We start from the raw sequence: 14867 nt of genomic DNA on the forward strand, positions 1-14867 counted from the left end.
TGAGCATCATGGTTAATGAGATACCTATAACACGTACCCAATTGTCTAATGGGTTGACCGTGCTACTGAAAGAGATTCACGCTGCGCCACTGATCAGTTTTTGGGTTTGGTATCGGGTGGGTTCGCGGGATGAAGTGCGCGGAAAGACTGGCCTCTCTCATTGGGTTGAGCACATGCAGTTCAAGGGGACGCCGCGCTTCCCGCCTGGCGTGCTGGATCGTTGGATTTCGCGCGAGGGCGGGATGTGGAACGCCTTCACGTACCTGGATTGGACAACTTACTTTGAAACCCTTCCGGCGAATAAGATTGACCTTGCGCTTGACCTGGAAGCCGACCGCATGGTCAACAGCCGTTTTGATCCCGAAGATGTGGAAGCGGAGCGCACGGTGATCCTTTCCGAACGCGAGGGGAGCGAGAACGAACCGCTCTTCCTTTTGGGCGAGGCAGTGCAAATGGCGGCGTTTGACCATCATCCTTATCGCTATGAGGTGGTCGGACTTAAGGAGGATCTGCGCCAGATCACCCGTGAGGATTTGTATCATCATTATCGCCGCTATTACACACCGGCGAATGCCCTGATCGCCGTGGCGGGCGATTTTGAGACTGACGTGATGCTCAAGAAGATTGAGCAAAATTTCGGACATTTGCCGCCCGGTGAGGTCATCCGCAAAGAGATCCCTCAAGAGCCGCCGCTGGCTCAGGAGCGACGAGTGGAGGTGAAAGGGCCGGGAACAACGGTGTTTATGCATCTGGCCTATCGGGCTCCGGCGGCCAACCATCCCGATTTCTTTGCCTTCACGGTTTTAGATAGTTTGTTATCGGGGCCGAGTAGCCTGAATATGTTCGGCGGTGGGGGCATTTCCAACAAGACATCACGCCTCTACCAAGCCCTGGTTGAACGCGAATTGGCGGTGAGCATTGGGGGTGGTTTGCACGCCACCATTGACCCTTATCTCTACGATTTGGTAATCACCGTTCACCCTAAAAGCACACCTGAAGCCGTGTTGAACGCTGTTGATGCGGAGATTCGGCACTTGCAAGAAGAGCCGGTGCGCGAGGAGGAGATCCAGCGCGCGCTCAAACAAGCCCGCGCGCTCTTTGCTTATGGGAGCGAAAATATTACCAACCAGGGCTTCTGGTTGGGGTTCTCGGAAATGTTTGCGACCTACGAGTGGTTTGCGCATTACGTTGAGCGGCTCTCGGCGGTGCAGGCTGAGGATGTTCAGCGCATTGCTCAAACTTATCTCCAACCCCAACGGCGGGTAGTAGGCATATATCAACCTACTGGCGAGGAGGCAATGGCATGACAGCAATCCCCTCATCTGAGATGTGGCGCTCACTCCCCGGGCCGGAGGATATCACCCGGGTAGAACTCCCTAATGGTATTGTGGTTTTAACACGGAGTAATTTCAACAGTGCCTCGGTGGTCCTAAATGGTTATTTACCTTGTGGTAGCCAGTATGATCCTTTGGACAAATTGGGTTTGGCCGGCTTCACGGCGCGGGCGCTAATGCGCGGCACCGCCCGTTATGATTTTCACACTCTTCACGATATGTTGGAGTCAGCCGGGGCAAGCCTGGGTTTTAGCGCCAATGTTCATACTATTACGTTTGGCGGGCGCGCCTTGGCTGAAGATTTGCCGCTGTTGCTGAATCTGCTTTCATCGTGTGTCCGTGAGCCCACGTTCCCCACTGAACAAGTGGAACGACTGCGAGCGCAACTGCTGACAAGCCTGGCCATCCGTGCCCAGGATCCGGCAGAAATGGCCGAACTGACCTTTGATGCGTTGCTCTTCCCGGACCATCCTTATGGGCGTTCTGAAGACGGCTATCCTGAAACCATTCAGAAAATTACCCGTGAGGATTTGATGGCGTTTCATCAGGAGCATTTCCGTCCGCAGGGGATGGTGTTGGTGGTGGTGGGAGCGGTAACTGCCGAGGAGGTGATTGCTCAGGTTAACACTGCCTTAGGCGATTGGTTAGCCGCTCCTCTCACAAATGAGGAAAATTTTCCAGCCGTGAAGCCGCCAGCGCAGAGCGTTCGTCAACATGTGCCATTGCCCGACAAAGTCCAGACCGAATTGATCATCGGCACCCTGGGGCCAAAGCGGAATCACCCCGATTATCTGCCGGCCTCGCTGGGCAATAATATCCTTGGTCAATTTGGCATGATGGGACGGATTGGCGAAGTTGTTCGAGAAAAAGCAGGTCTGGCCTATTATGCCATGAGCAGCCTGAATGCCTGGATGGTGGCAGGTTCTTGGGAGGTCAATGCGGGGGTCAACCCGGCCAACTTGGAGCGGGCGATCGCACTCATTCAGGAGGAGATTCGCCGTTTCGTCAGCGAGCCGGTGAGTGAAGAGGAACTGAGCGATAGCCAATCCCATTTTATTGGACGGTTGCCTCTCTCTTTGGAATCCAATCCTGGGGTGGCCGGCGCGATTCTGAATATGGAGCGGTTTAACCTTGGATTGGACTATCTGCAACGCTATCCTCAGCAGGTGCTCGCGGTGACGCGGGAGCAAATTCTTGAGGTGGCGCGTCGCTACCTCGATCCCGAGCGCTTGATCGTTGTGAGCGCAGGCCCACCTTTAGAAAGTTAATGCCATGGCACTGCAGTGCGGGGTTGATTTGGTCGAGATTCAACGCCTTGAGCGGCTCGATCCGCAAATTCGTCAGCGGTTTTTGCGCCGCGTCTTTACTCCCCTGGAGCTTGAGGAGGCGAACGAGGATCTGGCGGTGTTAGCGGGGCGATTTGCGGTCAAGGAAGCCGTGGCGAAGGCCTTGGGGTGCGGTATTGGCCCCATTTCCTGGCAAGAGATTGAAGTGCGGCGCGGCCCGGAAGGCCAACCTTTGCTCCATCTTCACGGTCGGGCGGCGGAACGTGCGGCGGCACTTCATCTGCGGGAATGGTCGGTGAGCATTACCCATACCCGTACGCTGGCCATGGCCATGGTGGTTGCGTTAGGTCCCTCAGAGGGAGAGAACGGGGCTTGAACAAGACCGCTCAGGATGCTATGATGAGCGTGGGATGGAGCACATGAATATCCTGGCGGTCAGTGATGTGGAATTGGGTTTTATCTATGACGCCAACATTGTTAACCGCTTTCGCCACATTGATCTGGTGATCAGTTGTGGTGATCTGCCCCATTACTATCTTGAGTTTATTATCAGTATGCTAGACCGCCCGCTTTATTATGTGGAAGGGAATCATGTGGATAAGGTTGAACTGGGGACAGGACGTGATCCGCATGCCCCGTGGGGAGCCGTTAACCTCCACCGACGGGTGGTGCGTACACCGGAGGGTTTACTCCTGGCCGGCGTGGAGGGGTGCCTGCAGTATAATTACGGCCCGCACCAGTACTCCCAGGCAGAGATGTGGCTCATGGTGCTGGGATTAGTGCCCCGTCTGCTGCTCAATCATCTGTTCTATGGGCGCTACCTGGATATCTTTGTGAGCCACGCGCCACCCTGGAAAATCCATGATCTGGATGACCGCCCCCATCGCGGGATTAAAGCATTTCGCTGGTTGATTGAAACGTTTCAACCCGCTTACCATCTGCATGGGCACGTTCATGTCTATCGCAATGACATCCCAACCATCACCCGCGTGGGTAAGACGATTGTCATGAATACTTACGGTTACCGCGAAATTGTGTATGAAGTGCCTGAATCGCGACCGGCTTTCTGGCCACGGCGCAAGGCACGGGAGGTTATGCGTGAACGAAATTTCCCCTCGGGATGAAAGTTTTCTTGAACGCCTTGCCAAGGCTGATTTTGAGGCGGCATTACGCAAAGGTTTCTGGCGTTCGGTTTTCTCGTGGTTTACCCAGTCCTCAAATCGCCTTTTACCCTTCGACGAGGTGAAGGCGCGGCTCCCAATGCGTGGACAACACTATATTGGCCTGCAAGAGGTGCCGATTGAGAAAATTATCGGGAGCGTAGGACGTTATCAGGATTTTGACCGCGCCTTTCTGCCCCGGCATTCTCGTACAGCCTCACGTTGGATCAGCATTGACGTGGCCCATTTGCAGGATATTGACCTGCCGCCAGTGGAACTTTACAAGATCGGCGAGGCGTATTTTGTGAAGGATGGCAATCACCGCGTCTCGGTAGCGCGCGAACGGGGGCAGAAATTCATTGACGCCTACGTCATTGAAATTGAAACCCCGGTGCCGATTGATGAGCACACGGATATTGACGAGTTGATCACATTGCATGAGAAAGGTGAATTTTATGCTAAAACGCGGTTGGATCAACTGCGTCCTGGGGCGAAGATAGACCTGACGCTACCAGGGCAGTACGCCAAACTGCTGGAACACATTGATGTGCATCGTTACTTTATGGGTTTGGAGCGCGGGGAGGAAGTGCCGTATGAAGAGGCGGTGACGTCCTGGTATGATGAGGTTTATCTACCCCTGGCGCGGGTCATTGAAGCCAGTGACTTGCTCAAGGATTTTCCAGGCCGAACCGTAGCCGACCTTTATTTATGGATTATTGAGCACCTATGGTACTTGCGCGAACAGTATCGGCGTGAGGTGACCCCCGAAGAGGCGGCAAATCATTTTCGCGAACAATTCGCCGGCGTGAAGTCATCTTCGTTGCTCGGGATATTGCGCCGCCTCTTCCAAGGGTTGATAGCGCATTCTGATCGTGAGGCCGAACCGAAGGGGTAAAAGTCCTTTGAGTTGATCCGTTAACTTCCTTGCAACGAAGGGGCTGGGTCGCCGAGTTCGAGCAAACCAAGCCATAAATGGTTGCGTAGAATGCGTCGGTTCGTACGCACTTCAATACCGTTGAGTTGTAGGCGTTCTTGATCCAACATGCTGGGATGTACAAAGCAAAGGTTGGGTCGAACGCCGTATTTCTTGTGATAGTATTCCGCCGCACGGTGAACTTTAGCGTGTAAATCGGCTTTTGGGTCATCATCATACCAAAGCATTCCCATTTTCATTGTTCCACCTCAGGATCTTATCGTTCAGGAACCCAAATGTGCAGCCATTGCCCCTGGCTCCTAAGACTGAAACAGGAGGAAGCGGGTAAGGTCGTACTGAAAGGGTGTGTGGGGAGGCTGAACTTTTGTTTCGTTTCTAAACTTAAATCTGCCGCCCAGATCAGGGTTTTGAATCGGCGCAACCAACGCAGGCGAATGGTTTCATTCTTGAGGGTCGTTGCTACAATTGGCCAGATTTTTTGGTTCGGCCCGTAGTGGAGTAGGTATTCCAAAGCCCAAATCGCTTCGGGATCAGCCCGTAAAACCCATTCCAGATCTTCAATTAAGAGAACAATAGAGGGCCCCCGTAATTTACCTTGTTGTCTTGCGTTCGTCACGTCGGATAATTGAACCAGGGTTTGTTCAAGGTCACGGTGGTGTGGGTTGATCCAACGTTCAACAGGGTGGGAGGCGGAAAAGGCTTTGTCGCTCACCAGGAAGAGTTGCAAAAATTGTGGATCATTTGCCATCCATAGGGACTGGTGCACAACCTCAAGAAGGTTGAGGGGGGTTGTGAGTTCATGACCAATGACCAATAGAGCGCCCGGAGAAGGATTGTGGAGGTCTAGCAACAATGGGACACCATCCTCACAAACCCCTAAAACGGCTGTTTCATGGGTAAGCAAAGGTAACCCAGAGATGATCTCCTCCAGAGTGGGGCGTTGGGCAAACTGTAGGGTGAGGGGTGAAATATCCAGGTCTGATGCGTTGGAAATGGGTTTTGTGACCAGATCCAATCGGTATTTTTGAGTTAAGAGGGCCATTATTTTCTCTCCTTTTTCATTTTTCTGGCCTTTTCTTTTGAATGGCCATTTTAGTATAACAGAACATTTGTTCTATTTCAAGGGGTAATCGGGTGATTCTTGGAACGAATTTTCGAGAAACTAAAAATTGGGCTCATCCGCCAAACCCGTTAAAATCAAAGCGGGAGGAATTCATCCATGAACCTACTGCAGTCCTTGCTCTACAGCCGCTTCGCTGTTGCGCTTGGCCTGGGAATAAGCCAGGCCGCGCCTCCCTGGTTGGGATACCATATTGCTGACCTGGGTGCAGCGTTGGTTGCGTCGCGCACTCGGTCGGCCATTGTGCGGGCGATTTGCGTCAACCAATGGGTCATTCGCGGCGAAAATCTGACCCGCCAGCAAATGCGGCAAATCGTCAGGGAGGTTTTACGCACCCACGCCCGTAACCTTTACGTTTACTTCCATACTCTCAACCGGCCTCAAGAGGTTTTGGAGCGGGTAACGTTTTCCCCTGAGTTTCAGGACCTTTTTGATCACTTGCTACATGAGGGTGGTCCAGCGTTTTTCGTAACTCCCCATCTGAGTAATTTTGACCTGGCTGGACGCGCACTGGCCTTACGTGGATTGCGTTTCCAGGTATTGTCTTACCCCCAGCCGCCGGGAGCTTATCGCTGGCAGAATCGCCTGCGCCGCGATAGCGGTATTGAGGTTACCCCAATCTCCATGAGCGCCTTGCAACAGGCACGGGCACGCTTACAAAAAGGGGGGATTGTGCTGACCGGGATTGATCGCCCGCTGAGTGAGACGCGTTATTATCCCCGCTTTTTCGGTCGCCCGGCACCCCTACCGGTCTTTCATGTGCGTTTAGCGCTACAACTCAACCTTCCCGTTATCGTCGTGGCTTGCATTAGTGTAGGGGAGGGGCGTTATTCCGTCGTTTCTCGGCCACCCGTTATCATGCAGCCCGCCGAAGATTTAGAGCAGGCGTTAATCCAGAATACTGAGGCCGTTTTGCGTGAAGCCGAAGTGCTCATCCGGCAGGTGCCACATCAGTGGGCGATGTTTTACCCGGTATGGCCGGAAGTCGCAACAGCGTTACCTTTCTAGGGCGATGGGGTTGTATTGTTTGTCATGAGATTGCAAGGGGTTTACCTAAGACCCTCTAAGGATTCCTTCATCAAATCATCAAAAATGAGGACTGGTTTTTGCCCTGGTTTCGTTCTATAATGGGGGTAGACCACCTGTCCAGGAGTTCGCCTATGGATCAACCCAATTTGAAAGACCATCAACGCATCAATGATATTCTGCTGGGGCCCCTGGAGCGTCCGGCACTGGCTTGGCTGGCGCGCATGATGCCGGCCTGGGTGACCCCGGATATGTTGACGGCCATCGGTTTCCTTTCCAGCATTTTGATCGCCGTAAGTTATGGATTAACCTCAGTGCATCCGGCGTTTCTGTGGCTGGCATCGGTGGGATTTATCCTGAACTGGTTTGGGGATAGCCTGGATGGCACGCTGGCGCGCTACCGTAAGATTGAGCGGCCTCATTACGGCTTTTTTATTGACCACCTTGTAGACACGGCTAGTGTGGTGCTGATTTTTATCGGTCTGGGGCTTTCACCCTATGTCAACCTGACCATTGCCTTGCTGGGGGCGATATCCTATCTCCAAACCTCGATTGTAGTTTACCTGCTGATGATCACCAAGGGGGTTTTTCGCATCTCGTTTGCCAAGATTGGGCCAACCGAGGTGCGGGCTATGGCGATCTTGGCCAATGCGATCATCTTCTTTATCGGTAACCCCGTTCTAACGACTCCCTTAGGCCTGTTCACCTTATATGATGTAATTGTGGTCTTTGTCGGCACATTGTTATTGGTCTTCTCGGCCATTGTAGCAGTGCAAACCGGAACCGAACTGGCGCGTCAGGATGATTTGGCGCGCGAGAAAAAGGCTGTGGCAGCCGCGCGCAAGGAACGCCGCCGGGCCAAAACCAAAACTGCCCGGCGTGCCGGAACGGCGAGGGGTACGGTGCACGGCATGCCGCCAGCCTAACGGGGATGGGGCAAATTTGACGCTGTCTTGGGGGGGCGCCCGCGCTTACGACGAGCAGCCGCGGGCGTCTCTAATTTTTCCGGTTCGGAAGAGGGTGGTGGAACATCATCTTGTGCGCGTGGCTCTTGAATCGGCGAGGATAAAGGTTGATCTGAGGGCTCCCATCTTTGGGCGTTAGAAGAAACGGCTTCTTGACCTGAGGTTTGAGCATTGCGGCGGCGCCGACGGGGATGGGCAGGAGCCGTCACAGGGGCGGTGTGTTCCGGCGAGGGTTCGATGAAGCCAAACCTGCGCAAAAAAGCCGTGATGTGATCAAAATAAGCCGTGGGATTGAGGTCAAAGACTCCCACATGCTCGGCACTTTCGGCAATGTAAAGGATGCACTTCCCTTCGGGTGCAGCGTGATAGAGTTCTTGGGCTGTCTCTACCGGGATTAAGGTATCCGCACTTCCATGGATCAGCAGCACCGGGGCTTGCACAGAAGGCATGACGTCAATGGGGGCAACCTGGTGGGGCATAAACCCGGCGATCAAGCGGCAGAGCCAAGTGGTGGTGTAATAAAAGGGGATTTCGGGGAGATGATAATCTTCATGCAAGCGTCGCTTGAACACATCATCCAGGCGAGCGTAAGGGCTATCAGCGATGACAAAGGCGACCCGTGGATCCAGGGCCGCGTGGAGCAGGCAGGTGGCAGCCCCCAGCGACTCACCCAATGTACCGACAATTCCGCCCGGCCCCAATTGGGCCAGAGCCCATGTGGTAAGGGCTTTCAGGTCGTAGCGTTCGTAATAACCGTAGGTGCAGGTGCTTCCTCCGCTCAGCCCGTGGCCACGCTGATCAAACAGCAAGACATTAAAACCATGGCGATGGAAGAAGGGGATTACTTTGGCCCCACCAAAGCGACTATAGCCATGTCCATGCGCGAAGATCAGGGTGCGTTTGGCGCCGGGTTGGGGGAAGTAGGTGGCAGCCAAGTAGTAGCCCCACGGCGAGCGGATTTTAACCTCTTGTTTGGGCCAAGTGCGGTAGGCGTGCTCATCCAGCCGTCCATGCTCAACTTCAATCTGGTAGGTTTTTAATAGAGGGATAACGCGAGGGTGTAACGCTCGCCAACACAAATAGGCACTGAACAAACCCAAAGCGATAATCAGACCGCCGATAAGACTAAGGAAAATAAGCACGTTTTCTCCTGAGAAATAAGCACAAGAAAATCGGATATCCTCATTTTACCTGATTTGACCGCTGGCAGTAGCGGTGAAGGGAATTTAAAATGGCACCTTCCCAATATAGAGAATGTGGTATAATTTGCCTTCGCCTTGACCAGGATAACGGGGTGCCTGGCAGAGCCTGTGAATTGAGGGTGTTACGATGAACGAATTGCTCAAAGCCATTGAGCCCGCGCCAAATCCGAACATCCCGCCGCTGCGACCGGGGGACCAGGTTTCGGTGCATGTGAAGATCGTCGAAGGCGGCCGTGAACGGGTGCAGGAATTTAAGGGTACCGTGCTGGCCATTCACAATAATGGGGCTGGCTCAACTTTCACGGTACGCCGAATTGCCAGCAACGGTATTGGGGTGGAACGTACGTTCCTCTTCACATCGCCGCGCATTGAGAAAGTGGTGGTAGAGCGCCACAGCAAGGTGCGTCGGGCCCGCCTGTATTACCTGCGCAACCGCACCGGCAAGAGCGCGCGGCTCAAGCAGAAATTTGACTAATTGATATTGGCATGGGTCTTCTTCTCTTGGAAAAGGCGCAGACGATAGACACGCTGCGCCTCTTTTCATTAAGTCAGCGGTATAATAAGCCTTGTTTGACCTAATAACTCTTGTTGTGGAGGTTGGTCGGCTATGAATGTCCGTATGTGGATTCAAGCGCTGCGCGTGATCCCCCGCATCAGCCGCGAGGAATGGCAGCAACTGGATATCATCTCGCGGTGGTTGATTTCAACCCGCGCCGCAGTATTAATTATGACTTTTACCTCGGCTGGTATTGCTGGGCTGCTGGCTGCCCATGCCGGTAAATTTGATCTTTGGCGCTGGATTTTATTGGCGCTGGGGCTGGTGCTTGCCCACGCTACCAACAACCTGCTCAACGATTACACCGATTATTCACGTGGGGTGGATGCCAACAATTATTTCCGCACCCAATACGGCCCACAGCCCTTGGAGCAGGGATTGATGACCAAGCGTGAGCACTTGACCTATGCGGCAGTGACCGGCTTGATTGCGCTGGCGGCTGGGGCGTATCTGGTAGCCGTGAACGGATGGCTGGCGTTGGGGTTACTCCTGATCGGTGCGTTTTTTGTCCTTTTTTACACCTACCCGCTCAAATACATCGGTTTGGGCGAATTGGCGGTGCTTCTGGTATGGGGGCCGCTAATGATCGGTGGGGGTTATTATGTGATCACCGGCCAATGGGATTGGAATGTGGCACTGGCGGGTTTGGTCTATGCCTTAGGGCCGACCACGGTGATTTTCGGAAAACACATTGATAAGCGGGCAGAAGATGCAGCCAAGGGGATTCGCACCCTGCCGGTCATTCTCGGTGAGACGGCCTCGCGTTATGTTGTATTGACGATGATGGCGTTGCAGTATCTGGGCGTGATTGCTTTGGTGGTCAGTGGGTACTTCTCGCCAGTGATGCTGGTGGTGTTAGGTGCCCTCTATTGGCTGCGTCCGGCACTGACGGTTTATCGCCATCCGCGTCCGAGTGAGCCTCCCAAGGAAGAACCGGCGCGCAGTGCCTGGCCGTTGTATTTTGTAGCGGCTTCGTTCTACCAGAGCCGTGCCTATGGCTTGTTCTTTATGCTGGGGTTGATTCTGCAGTTGATTGTGCGCTAAACCCTTCTACCGGTGCATGAAAAAGATAGCCCTGCCTTTCATTGGCAGGGCTTTTTTATTCGCCGGCGATGCGCAATCCGCGAATTTCCAGCCAAGCAGGCGGCATGGCTTCCAACCCAAAGCGCACCTGCCCCTGAGGGGTGTAAGCGGCATATTGGTTGTCTATCCAGATTACCAGCCCCAAGCGTCCCTGGGGGACAATTGTGGTTTCAAAGACAATGTTGCCATCCGCACTGAATCTGACATGGTTCGGTTGCCAGTGAATGGAATAGTGGTGCCAGGTCGTTACATCGTGATCCAGGCGCCGGGTATCTTGACGAATGAAATGTCGTAGTAAACGGCGTAGCCAACGTGCCGTGGGTGGCCAGAGCAGGCCTGCAAGGATGGGCATGGCAGGCAGCAGGGCCAAACTGGGCCATGTGGGGGATGAAAATGTGGCGGCCAGAAAACCATTCGGCGGTAATCCGTCATACAGAGTCAGAGCATTCTGGGGTGAGGCGTAAAAGAACCAGACAGCGTTGGGAAGGGCGGGCCAGCGCCGTGCACTGCCACGCACCCCTAACGGCATGGCGAACGGATCATTCCACAGCCCGAATCCCCAGGTGCCTGGGAGATCAGAGGCCGAGGCACGGGCTTCCAAGTTGAGTTGGAGGGGGGCTTGCCAGCGAAAGCGAGATCGGGGGAGGTGCAGGTAATCATCCAGTTGGGCCAGGGCATAGGTGCTAGAAGAGGTGGCGGTCAAAGATAAGCGCCACGCACCTGGCCCTAATGAAGTAACCCAACCTCCACCTCCCTGACGTGTTATAAGTGCTGGCACGCCATCGGTGCTGAAAGTGCGGATAGGGTTCATCTCCCTATAATTTTAGGCCGGGGTGGTCACTGTGGGTTGTTCCTCAGGGGGTAATTCTTCATCCAACAGGCTCAGGAAAACCGCTACCACTTGGGGGTCGAAGAGCACACCGGCCTGTTCTTGGAGATAAGCCCGTGCTTGTTGAGGCGGCCAGGCGGGGCGGTAAGGACGTTCACTGGTGAGAGCATCCCACACATCCACCACGGCAAAGATGCGTGCTCCCAGGGGGATTTCTTCCCCCTTTAGCCCCCGCGGGTAGCCGCTACCCTCCCAGCGCTCATGATGAGCATACAGGATTTCAACCGCCCGGCGCAAGAAGGGAATATCTTTAAGTAAGTCGTAAGCGGTTTGGGGATGCTGACGCATGATCGCCCATTCCTCAGGAGTAAGTGGGCCGGGCTTGAGCAGAATACTATCCGGAATGCCAATTTTACCGATATCGTGAAGTAAAGCCCCGTAGCGCAGGTCATCCAAAGCCTGCCCTTGTAAACCCAAGCGCCGTCCCAGGGCGAGGGAGAGGCGTACCACCCGTTCGGAATGCCCTTGAGTTTCGCGGTCGCGCAGTTCGAGTGCCCGTGACCATCCTAACAGGGTGGCTTCAATGGCGGCTTTAAGTTCGGCATTGAGACCCTCAGTGGTGAGCAAAAGTTGGGCATTTTCTAGCGCAATAGCGGTTTGCAACGCCAGGGATTGAAGAAAAGTGCACCACTCGTCATCGGGCTCAGGGCTTTTATCCTGGCGTGAGACCAGGACGAGCATCATTCCATAATCGTGGTCGCGCGCTTGCAAGGGCGCTAAAGCGAGCCAATGGGGATTCAAATCGGCGAGGTGGGAAAGGCTCAGCAGGTCTTCTCTTTGAATCACCTGAACACGCCGTTGGGTTATTGTAGCCTCGAGCCAAGCGGAGGGAAGGTGGTAAAGCCAGGGCACATGAGGCAAGGGGAAACCCTCGGACAGCACCGGCGCCGGTAAGGCTAACGAACCATGGGGCCCTGGTAGCAAAGCAACACCACCCACGTGCAACGCATCGCGAATCAGGTTCAGGATGGTGACCAATTTGTCCCTTAGACGGATGTCGCTGGCGATGGTTTGATCAATCTGGCGCAGCACATTGAGCCGCTCCAGGCTGGTTTGGGTGATAGCCAGGCTCTGCTGCAGACTGCGGTTACTCTCCTGGAGGGAGAACTGGGCGACGGCCAGGTCTTTGGCCAGGTTGTTGATGGTACTCGCTAAGGTTGCCAGTTCATCGCTACCTGTAACTTCCAAACGACGATTGAGGTCGCCTTCGCGGCGCATGGCTTCCACGTCGTTCATCAACCGGTTCAGGCGGCGACCGTAACGGGTTTGAAGGTATACAAGAATAACCCCACCCAGCAGGATCTCGAGGATGAGCAGCAGGAAGCCCAATGTGCGCAGGCTGGTAACCCCTTGAAGGTAAACATCGCGCGGATGCACAATTTTGAGCACCAACGCCGGCTCGCCCCACAGGTCATTTAAGGGCAAATATGCCCACAATTCGGCGGGTGGAACCAGCGGAGCCGGGCTGGGAGCAAGGTGAACATGAGGTTGCGAGGTGTCTTTAACTCCGGTCAAGATCTGGCTGACCTCGGCGGGGAGGTTGTCGCGCAGGGTCCAGACGTTAAAATTCTGCCCGCTCCAGGCGGCGATCCGATCCCATTCGGTGGCATCTAACCAGCGCCCGGCGATATAAACACCGCCGCTGGGCCCGCTGCGGTCACTGTGTAGAACGTAGCGCGCCGAGACCAAGATTGCTCCTGCCTCCGTGAGCACGATACCCTGTACTTCCGAAAGCGGATCGGAGGGCGAGAGCCGGTAGCGCACACTCCCGATTTGCTCCGCGAGGCTGGGGGTGATGGGGCTCTCGGTGAGGCTCGCCAGATCCACGGCGCGGGCAAAAGCCAAACGGCCCTGGGCATCATAGAAAAGCATCAGGTTAAGTTGAAGTCCTTGGAACGTTTCAGGCGATAGATTCTCATTCACATATTCGGGATAACTGCCCTGGATGAACTCGTAGGTATCGCTCCAATAGGCCCAATCGGCGGTGGAGGCGCTGATGCGATTTTGTTCCGCGGCTAATGCTGCGAGCACACGTTCGATACGATGATGCAAATAGTCATGATCCAGGCGATCAAACTGAGGGAGAAATATCGCGCGGGAAATGGCGAAAGCCACCGCGGTAGTGAAAAATAAAACGATGACCAGGATGAGAAAGACGCGCTGACCGAGGGTCAAAGCATACCTCGATGTATGGGATGTCGGCACTTTATTAGTCTATAGGTAAAGTCGTTTGTCACGGCTTAGAGTTACTTTACAAATTTGTAAGAATTTCATCAGATTTGATTAATCCTTTGAATGGCACGTGTTCGCTGGCCGAACGGCTACCCAAACTGGGGGGAGTTCCGTATAATAGGCTGGCATTCTTGCGGTTGGAGGTTTTGGGATGGGTGTTCAACGGGCTCCCTGGCTACCTTTGCCCCCGGACTGGTCCCTGCAGTCCTGGGTGAAAGGTTTGGACTTTTCATGGAAGACGGTTCAGGAACATGGGTTTGTCATCCTGGGCGGGTTGGTGCAGGCCTTGGCGATGCGCCTGTTCCTGGTGCCAGCACAACTCGTCAGTGGTGGGGTGAGCGGCGCAGCCCAGATTATTAACCACTTTACCCAATGGCCAATTGGGTTAATGGTCTTCATCGGTAATGTGCCACTGTTCATCCTGGGCTGGCGCTACCTGGGTGGCATGCGCTTTGCCTGGCGCACGGCGCTGGCTATTGTGACCTTCTCGTTTTTCACCGATTTTCTAGTCTTGTTCATCCCTCCCCAGGGAGTGACTCAAGACCTGGTGCTGGATTGCCTTTACGGCGGCATTTTGCTGGGCATTGGCTTGGGCATGGTCTATCGCGGACAGGGCACCAGTGGCGGTAGCGATATCCTGGGGCGTATCCTCAACCATCGCCTGGGCATCTCAATTTCCCAGGCTTACCTGATCACCGATACCTTAGTGGTGCTTGGAGGGGGCTTTGCTTTCAATTGGGAACGCGCCCTGTATGGCTTGTTGGTCATCTACGTCAGCGGGGTGGCGGCTGAGGCCGTTTCGGAAGGCTCGGGCGTATTTCGCATGGCGCTGATCGTTACCAATCACCCTGAAGCAATTACCCAACGCATCATGAGCGTATTAGAGCGGGGGGTCACTATTTTACCCGGCACCGGTGGTTATACCGGTGCGCCCCGCCCGGTGTTGTATTGTGTCATCACCCGGTCTGAGGTCAATCAATTGAAAGAGTTAGTGCGCGAGGTGGATCCGCGGGCCTTTATGGTCATCGGGCAGGCGCATGATGCTTTGGGTGAAGGTTTTCGGCCACTCGTGCAATGAGG

General features: G+C 54.5%; 15 protein-coding genes. 10 read left to right on the forward strand and 5 right to left on the reverse strand.

What is annotated here, in order from left to right:
* The first annotated feature begins 8 nt into the window (after positions 1-8).
* From QYE77_RS11490 to QYE77_RS11510, 5 genes are read left to right on the forward strand one after another with little or no spacing between them, the layout of a single operon-like run.
* Positions 9-1307 (forward strand): M16 family metallopeptidase, encoded by a 1299-nt coding sequence (locus QYE77_RS11490; RefSeq protein WP_315625551.1) that lies wholly within the window; start codon positions 9-11, stop codon positions 1305-1307.
* The gene (locus QYE77_RS11495; protein ID WP_315625552.1) at positions 1304-2602 is read left to right on the forward strand and encodes a M16 family metallopeptidase; all 1299 of its coding nucleotides are present in this window, start codon (positions 1304-1306) and stop codon (positions 2600-2602) included. The genes QYE77_RS11490 and QYE77_RS11495 overlap by 4 nt, the downstream gene beginning before the upstream one ends.
* Before the next feature lie 4 nt (positions 2603-2606).
* A complete protein-coding gene (gene acpS, locus QYE77_RS11500) occupies positions 2607-2996 on the forward strand; it encodes a holo-ACP synthase (protein ID WP_315625554.1) in 390 nt (129 codons plus the stop codon).
* Between the two features lie 43 nt (positions 2997-3039).
* On the forward strand, positions 3040-3744 hold the full coding sequence (locus QYE77_RS11505) for a metallophosphoesterase family protein (RefSeq protein WP_315625555.1): 705 nt from the start codon (positions 3040-3042) through the stop codon (positions 3742-3744).
* Positions 3719-4675 carry a DUF4032 domain-containing protein gene (locus tag QYE77_RS11510; protein WP_315625556.1) on the forward strand — a complete coding sequence of 319 codons (957 nt, stop codon included), beginning with the start codon at positions 3719-3721 and terminating at the stop codon, positions 4673-4675. The genes QYE77_RS11505 and QYE77_RS11510 overlap by 26 nt, the downstream gene beginning before the upstream one ends.
* A gap of 20 nt (positions 4676-4695) precedes the next feature.
* On the opposite strand, the gene QYE77_RS11515 is transcribed toward QYE77_RS11510, so the two are convergent.
* Both QYE77_RS11515 and QYE77_RS11520 read right to left on the reverse strand, forming a co-directional pair.
* Positions 4696-4953, reverse strand: coding sequence for a hypothetical protein (locus tag QYE77_RS11515; protein WP_315625557.1), 258 nt, complete (start codon positions 4951-4953; stop codon positions 4696-4698).
* Positions 4954-4970: 17 nt separating this feature from the next.
* Entirely contained in the window at positions 4971-5756 is a 786-nt protein-coding gene (locus QYE77_RS11520; protein WP_315625558.1) for a hypothetical protein, read from the reverse strand.
* A 177-nt stretch (positions 5757-5933) separates the two neighbouring features.
* Between QYE77_RS11520 and QYE77_RS11525 the strand changes: the two genes are divergently transcribed.
* Together QYE77_RS11525 and QYE77_RS11530 are read left to right on the forward strand one after the other, a co-directional pair.
* A complete protein-coding gene (locus tag QYE77_RS11525; RefSeq protein ID WP_315625560.1) occupies positions 5934-6842 on the forward strand; it encodes a lysophospholipid acyltransferase family protein in 909 nt (302 codons plus the stop codon).
* Positions 6843-6994: 152 nt separating this feature from the next.
* Complete coding sequence (locus QYE77_RS11530; protein WP_315625561.1) at positions 6995-7786, forward strand: CDP-alcohol phosphatidyltransferase family protein; 792 nt, start codon at positions 6995-6997, stop codon at positions 7784-7786.
* On the opposite strand, the gene QYE77_RS11535 is transcribed toward QYE77_RS11530, so the two are convergent.
* Positions 7783-8967 carry an alpha/beta fold hydrolase gene (locus QYE77_RS11535; RefSeq protein WP_315625562.1) on the reverse strand — a complete coding sequence of 395 codons (1185 nt, stop codon included), beginning with the start codon at positions 8965-8967 and terminating at the stop codon, positions 7783-7785. The two genes, QYE77_RS11530 and QYE77_RS11535, sit on opposite strands and share 4 nt — an antisense overlap.
* A gap of 187 nt (positions 8968-9154) precedes the next feature.
* Between QYE77_RS11535 and rplS the strand changes: the two genes are divergently transcribed.
* Both rplS and QYE77_RS11545 read left to right on the forward strand, forming a co-directional pair.
* Positions 9155-9502 (forward strand): 50S ribosomal protein L19, encoded by a 348-nt coding sequence (gene rplS, locus QYE77_RS11540; protein ID WP_315625563.1) that lies wholly within the window; start codon positions 9155-9157, stop codon positions 9500-9502.
* Positions 9503-9634: 132 nt separating this feature from the next.
* Positions 9635-10627, forward strand: coding sequence for a prenyltransferase (locus QYE77_RS11545; RefSeq protein WP_315625564.1), 993 nt, complete (start codon positions 9635-9637; stop codon positions 10625-10627).
* Between the two features lie 55 nt (positions 10628-10682).
* On the opposite strand, the gene QYE77_RS11550 is transcribed toward QYE77_RS11545, so the two are convergent.
* A complete protein-coding gene (locus QYE77_RS11550; protein WP_315625566.1) occupies positions 10683-11477 on the reverse strand; it encodes a hypothetical protein in 795 nt (264 codons plus the stop codon).
* A gap of 12 nt (positions 11478-11489) precedes the next feature.
* A complete protein-coding gene (locus tag QYE77_RS11555) occupies positions 11490-13730 on the reverse strand; it encodes an HD domain-containing phosphohydrolase (protein WP_315625567.1) in 2241 nt (746 codons plus the stop codon).
* 208 nt (positions 13731-13938) lie between these two features.
* On the opposite strand from QYE77_RS11555, the gene QYE77_RS11560 reads away from it, so the two are divergent.
* Positions 13939-14865, forward strand: coding sequence for a YitT family protein (locus QYE77_RS11560; RefSeq protein ID WP_315625569.1), 927 nt, complete (start codon positions 13939-13941; stop codon positions 14863-14865).
* The last annotated feature ends 2 nt before the right edge of the window (positions 14866-14867 follow it).

Origin of the sequence: Thermanaerothrix solaris (assembly GCF_032334255.1) — a bacterium.
Classification (GTDB): domain Bacteria; phylum Chloroflexota; class Anaerolineae; order Anaerolineales; family Anaerolineaceae; genus Thermanaerothrix; species Thermanaerothrix solaris.

Bases quoted from the DNA above. Each gene is read 5' to 3' on its own strand.
- QYE77_RS11520 (WP_315625558.1), bottom strand. From the start codon at position 5,756: ATGGCCCTCTTAACTCAAAAATACCGATTGGATCTGGTCACAAAACCC.
- QYE77_RS11505 (WP_315625555.1), top strand. From the start codon at position 3,040: ATGAATATCCTGGCGGTCAGTGATGTGGAATTGGGTTTTATCTATGAC.
- QYE77_RS11530 (WP_315625561.1), top strand. From the start codon at position 6,995: ATGGATCAACCCAATTTGAAAGACCATCAACGCATCAATGATATTCTG.
- QYE77_RS11550 (WP_315625566.1), bottom strand. From the start codon at position 11,477: ATGAACCCTATCCGCACTTTCAGCACCGATGGCGTGCCAGCACTTATA.
- QYE77_RS11515 (WP_315625557.1), bottom strand. From the start codon at position 4,953: ATGAAAATGGGAATGCTTTGGTATGATGATGACCCAAAAGCCGATTTA.
- QYE77_RS11560 (WP_315625569.1), top strand. From the start codon at position 13,939: ATGGGTGTTCAACGGGCTCCCTGGCTACCTTTGCCCCCGGACTGGTCC.
- rplS (WP_315625563.1), top strand. From the start codon at position 9,155: ATGAACGAATTGCTCAAAGCCATTGAGCCCGCGCCAAATCCGAACATC.
- QYE77_RS11495 (WP_315625552.1), top strand. From the start codon at position 1,304: ATGACAGCAATCCCCTCATCTGAGATGTGGCGCTCACTCCCCGGGCCG.
- QYE77_RS11490 (WP_315625551.1), top strand. From the start codon at position 9: ATGGTTAATGAGATACCTATAACACGTACCCAATTGTCTAATGGGTTG.
- QYE77_RS11545 (WP_315625564.1), top strand. From the start codon at position 9,635: ATGAATGTCCGTATGTGGATTCAAGCGCTGCGCGTGATCCCCCGCATC.
- acpS (WP_315625554.1), top strand. From the start codon at position 2,607: ATGGCACTGCAGTGCGGGGTTGATTTGGTCGAGATTCAACGCCTTGAG.
- QYE77_RS11525 (WP_315625560.1), top strand. From the start codon at position 5,934: ATGAACCTACTGCAGTCCTTGCTCTACAGCCGCTTCGCTGTTGCGCTT.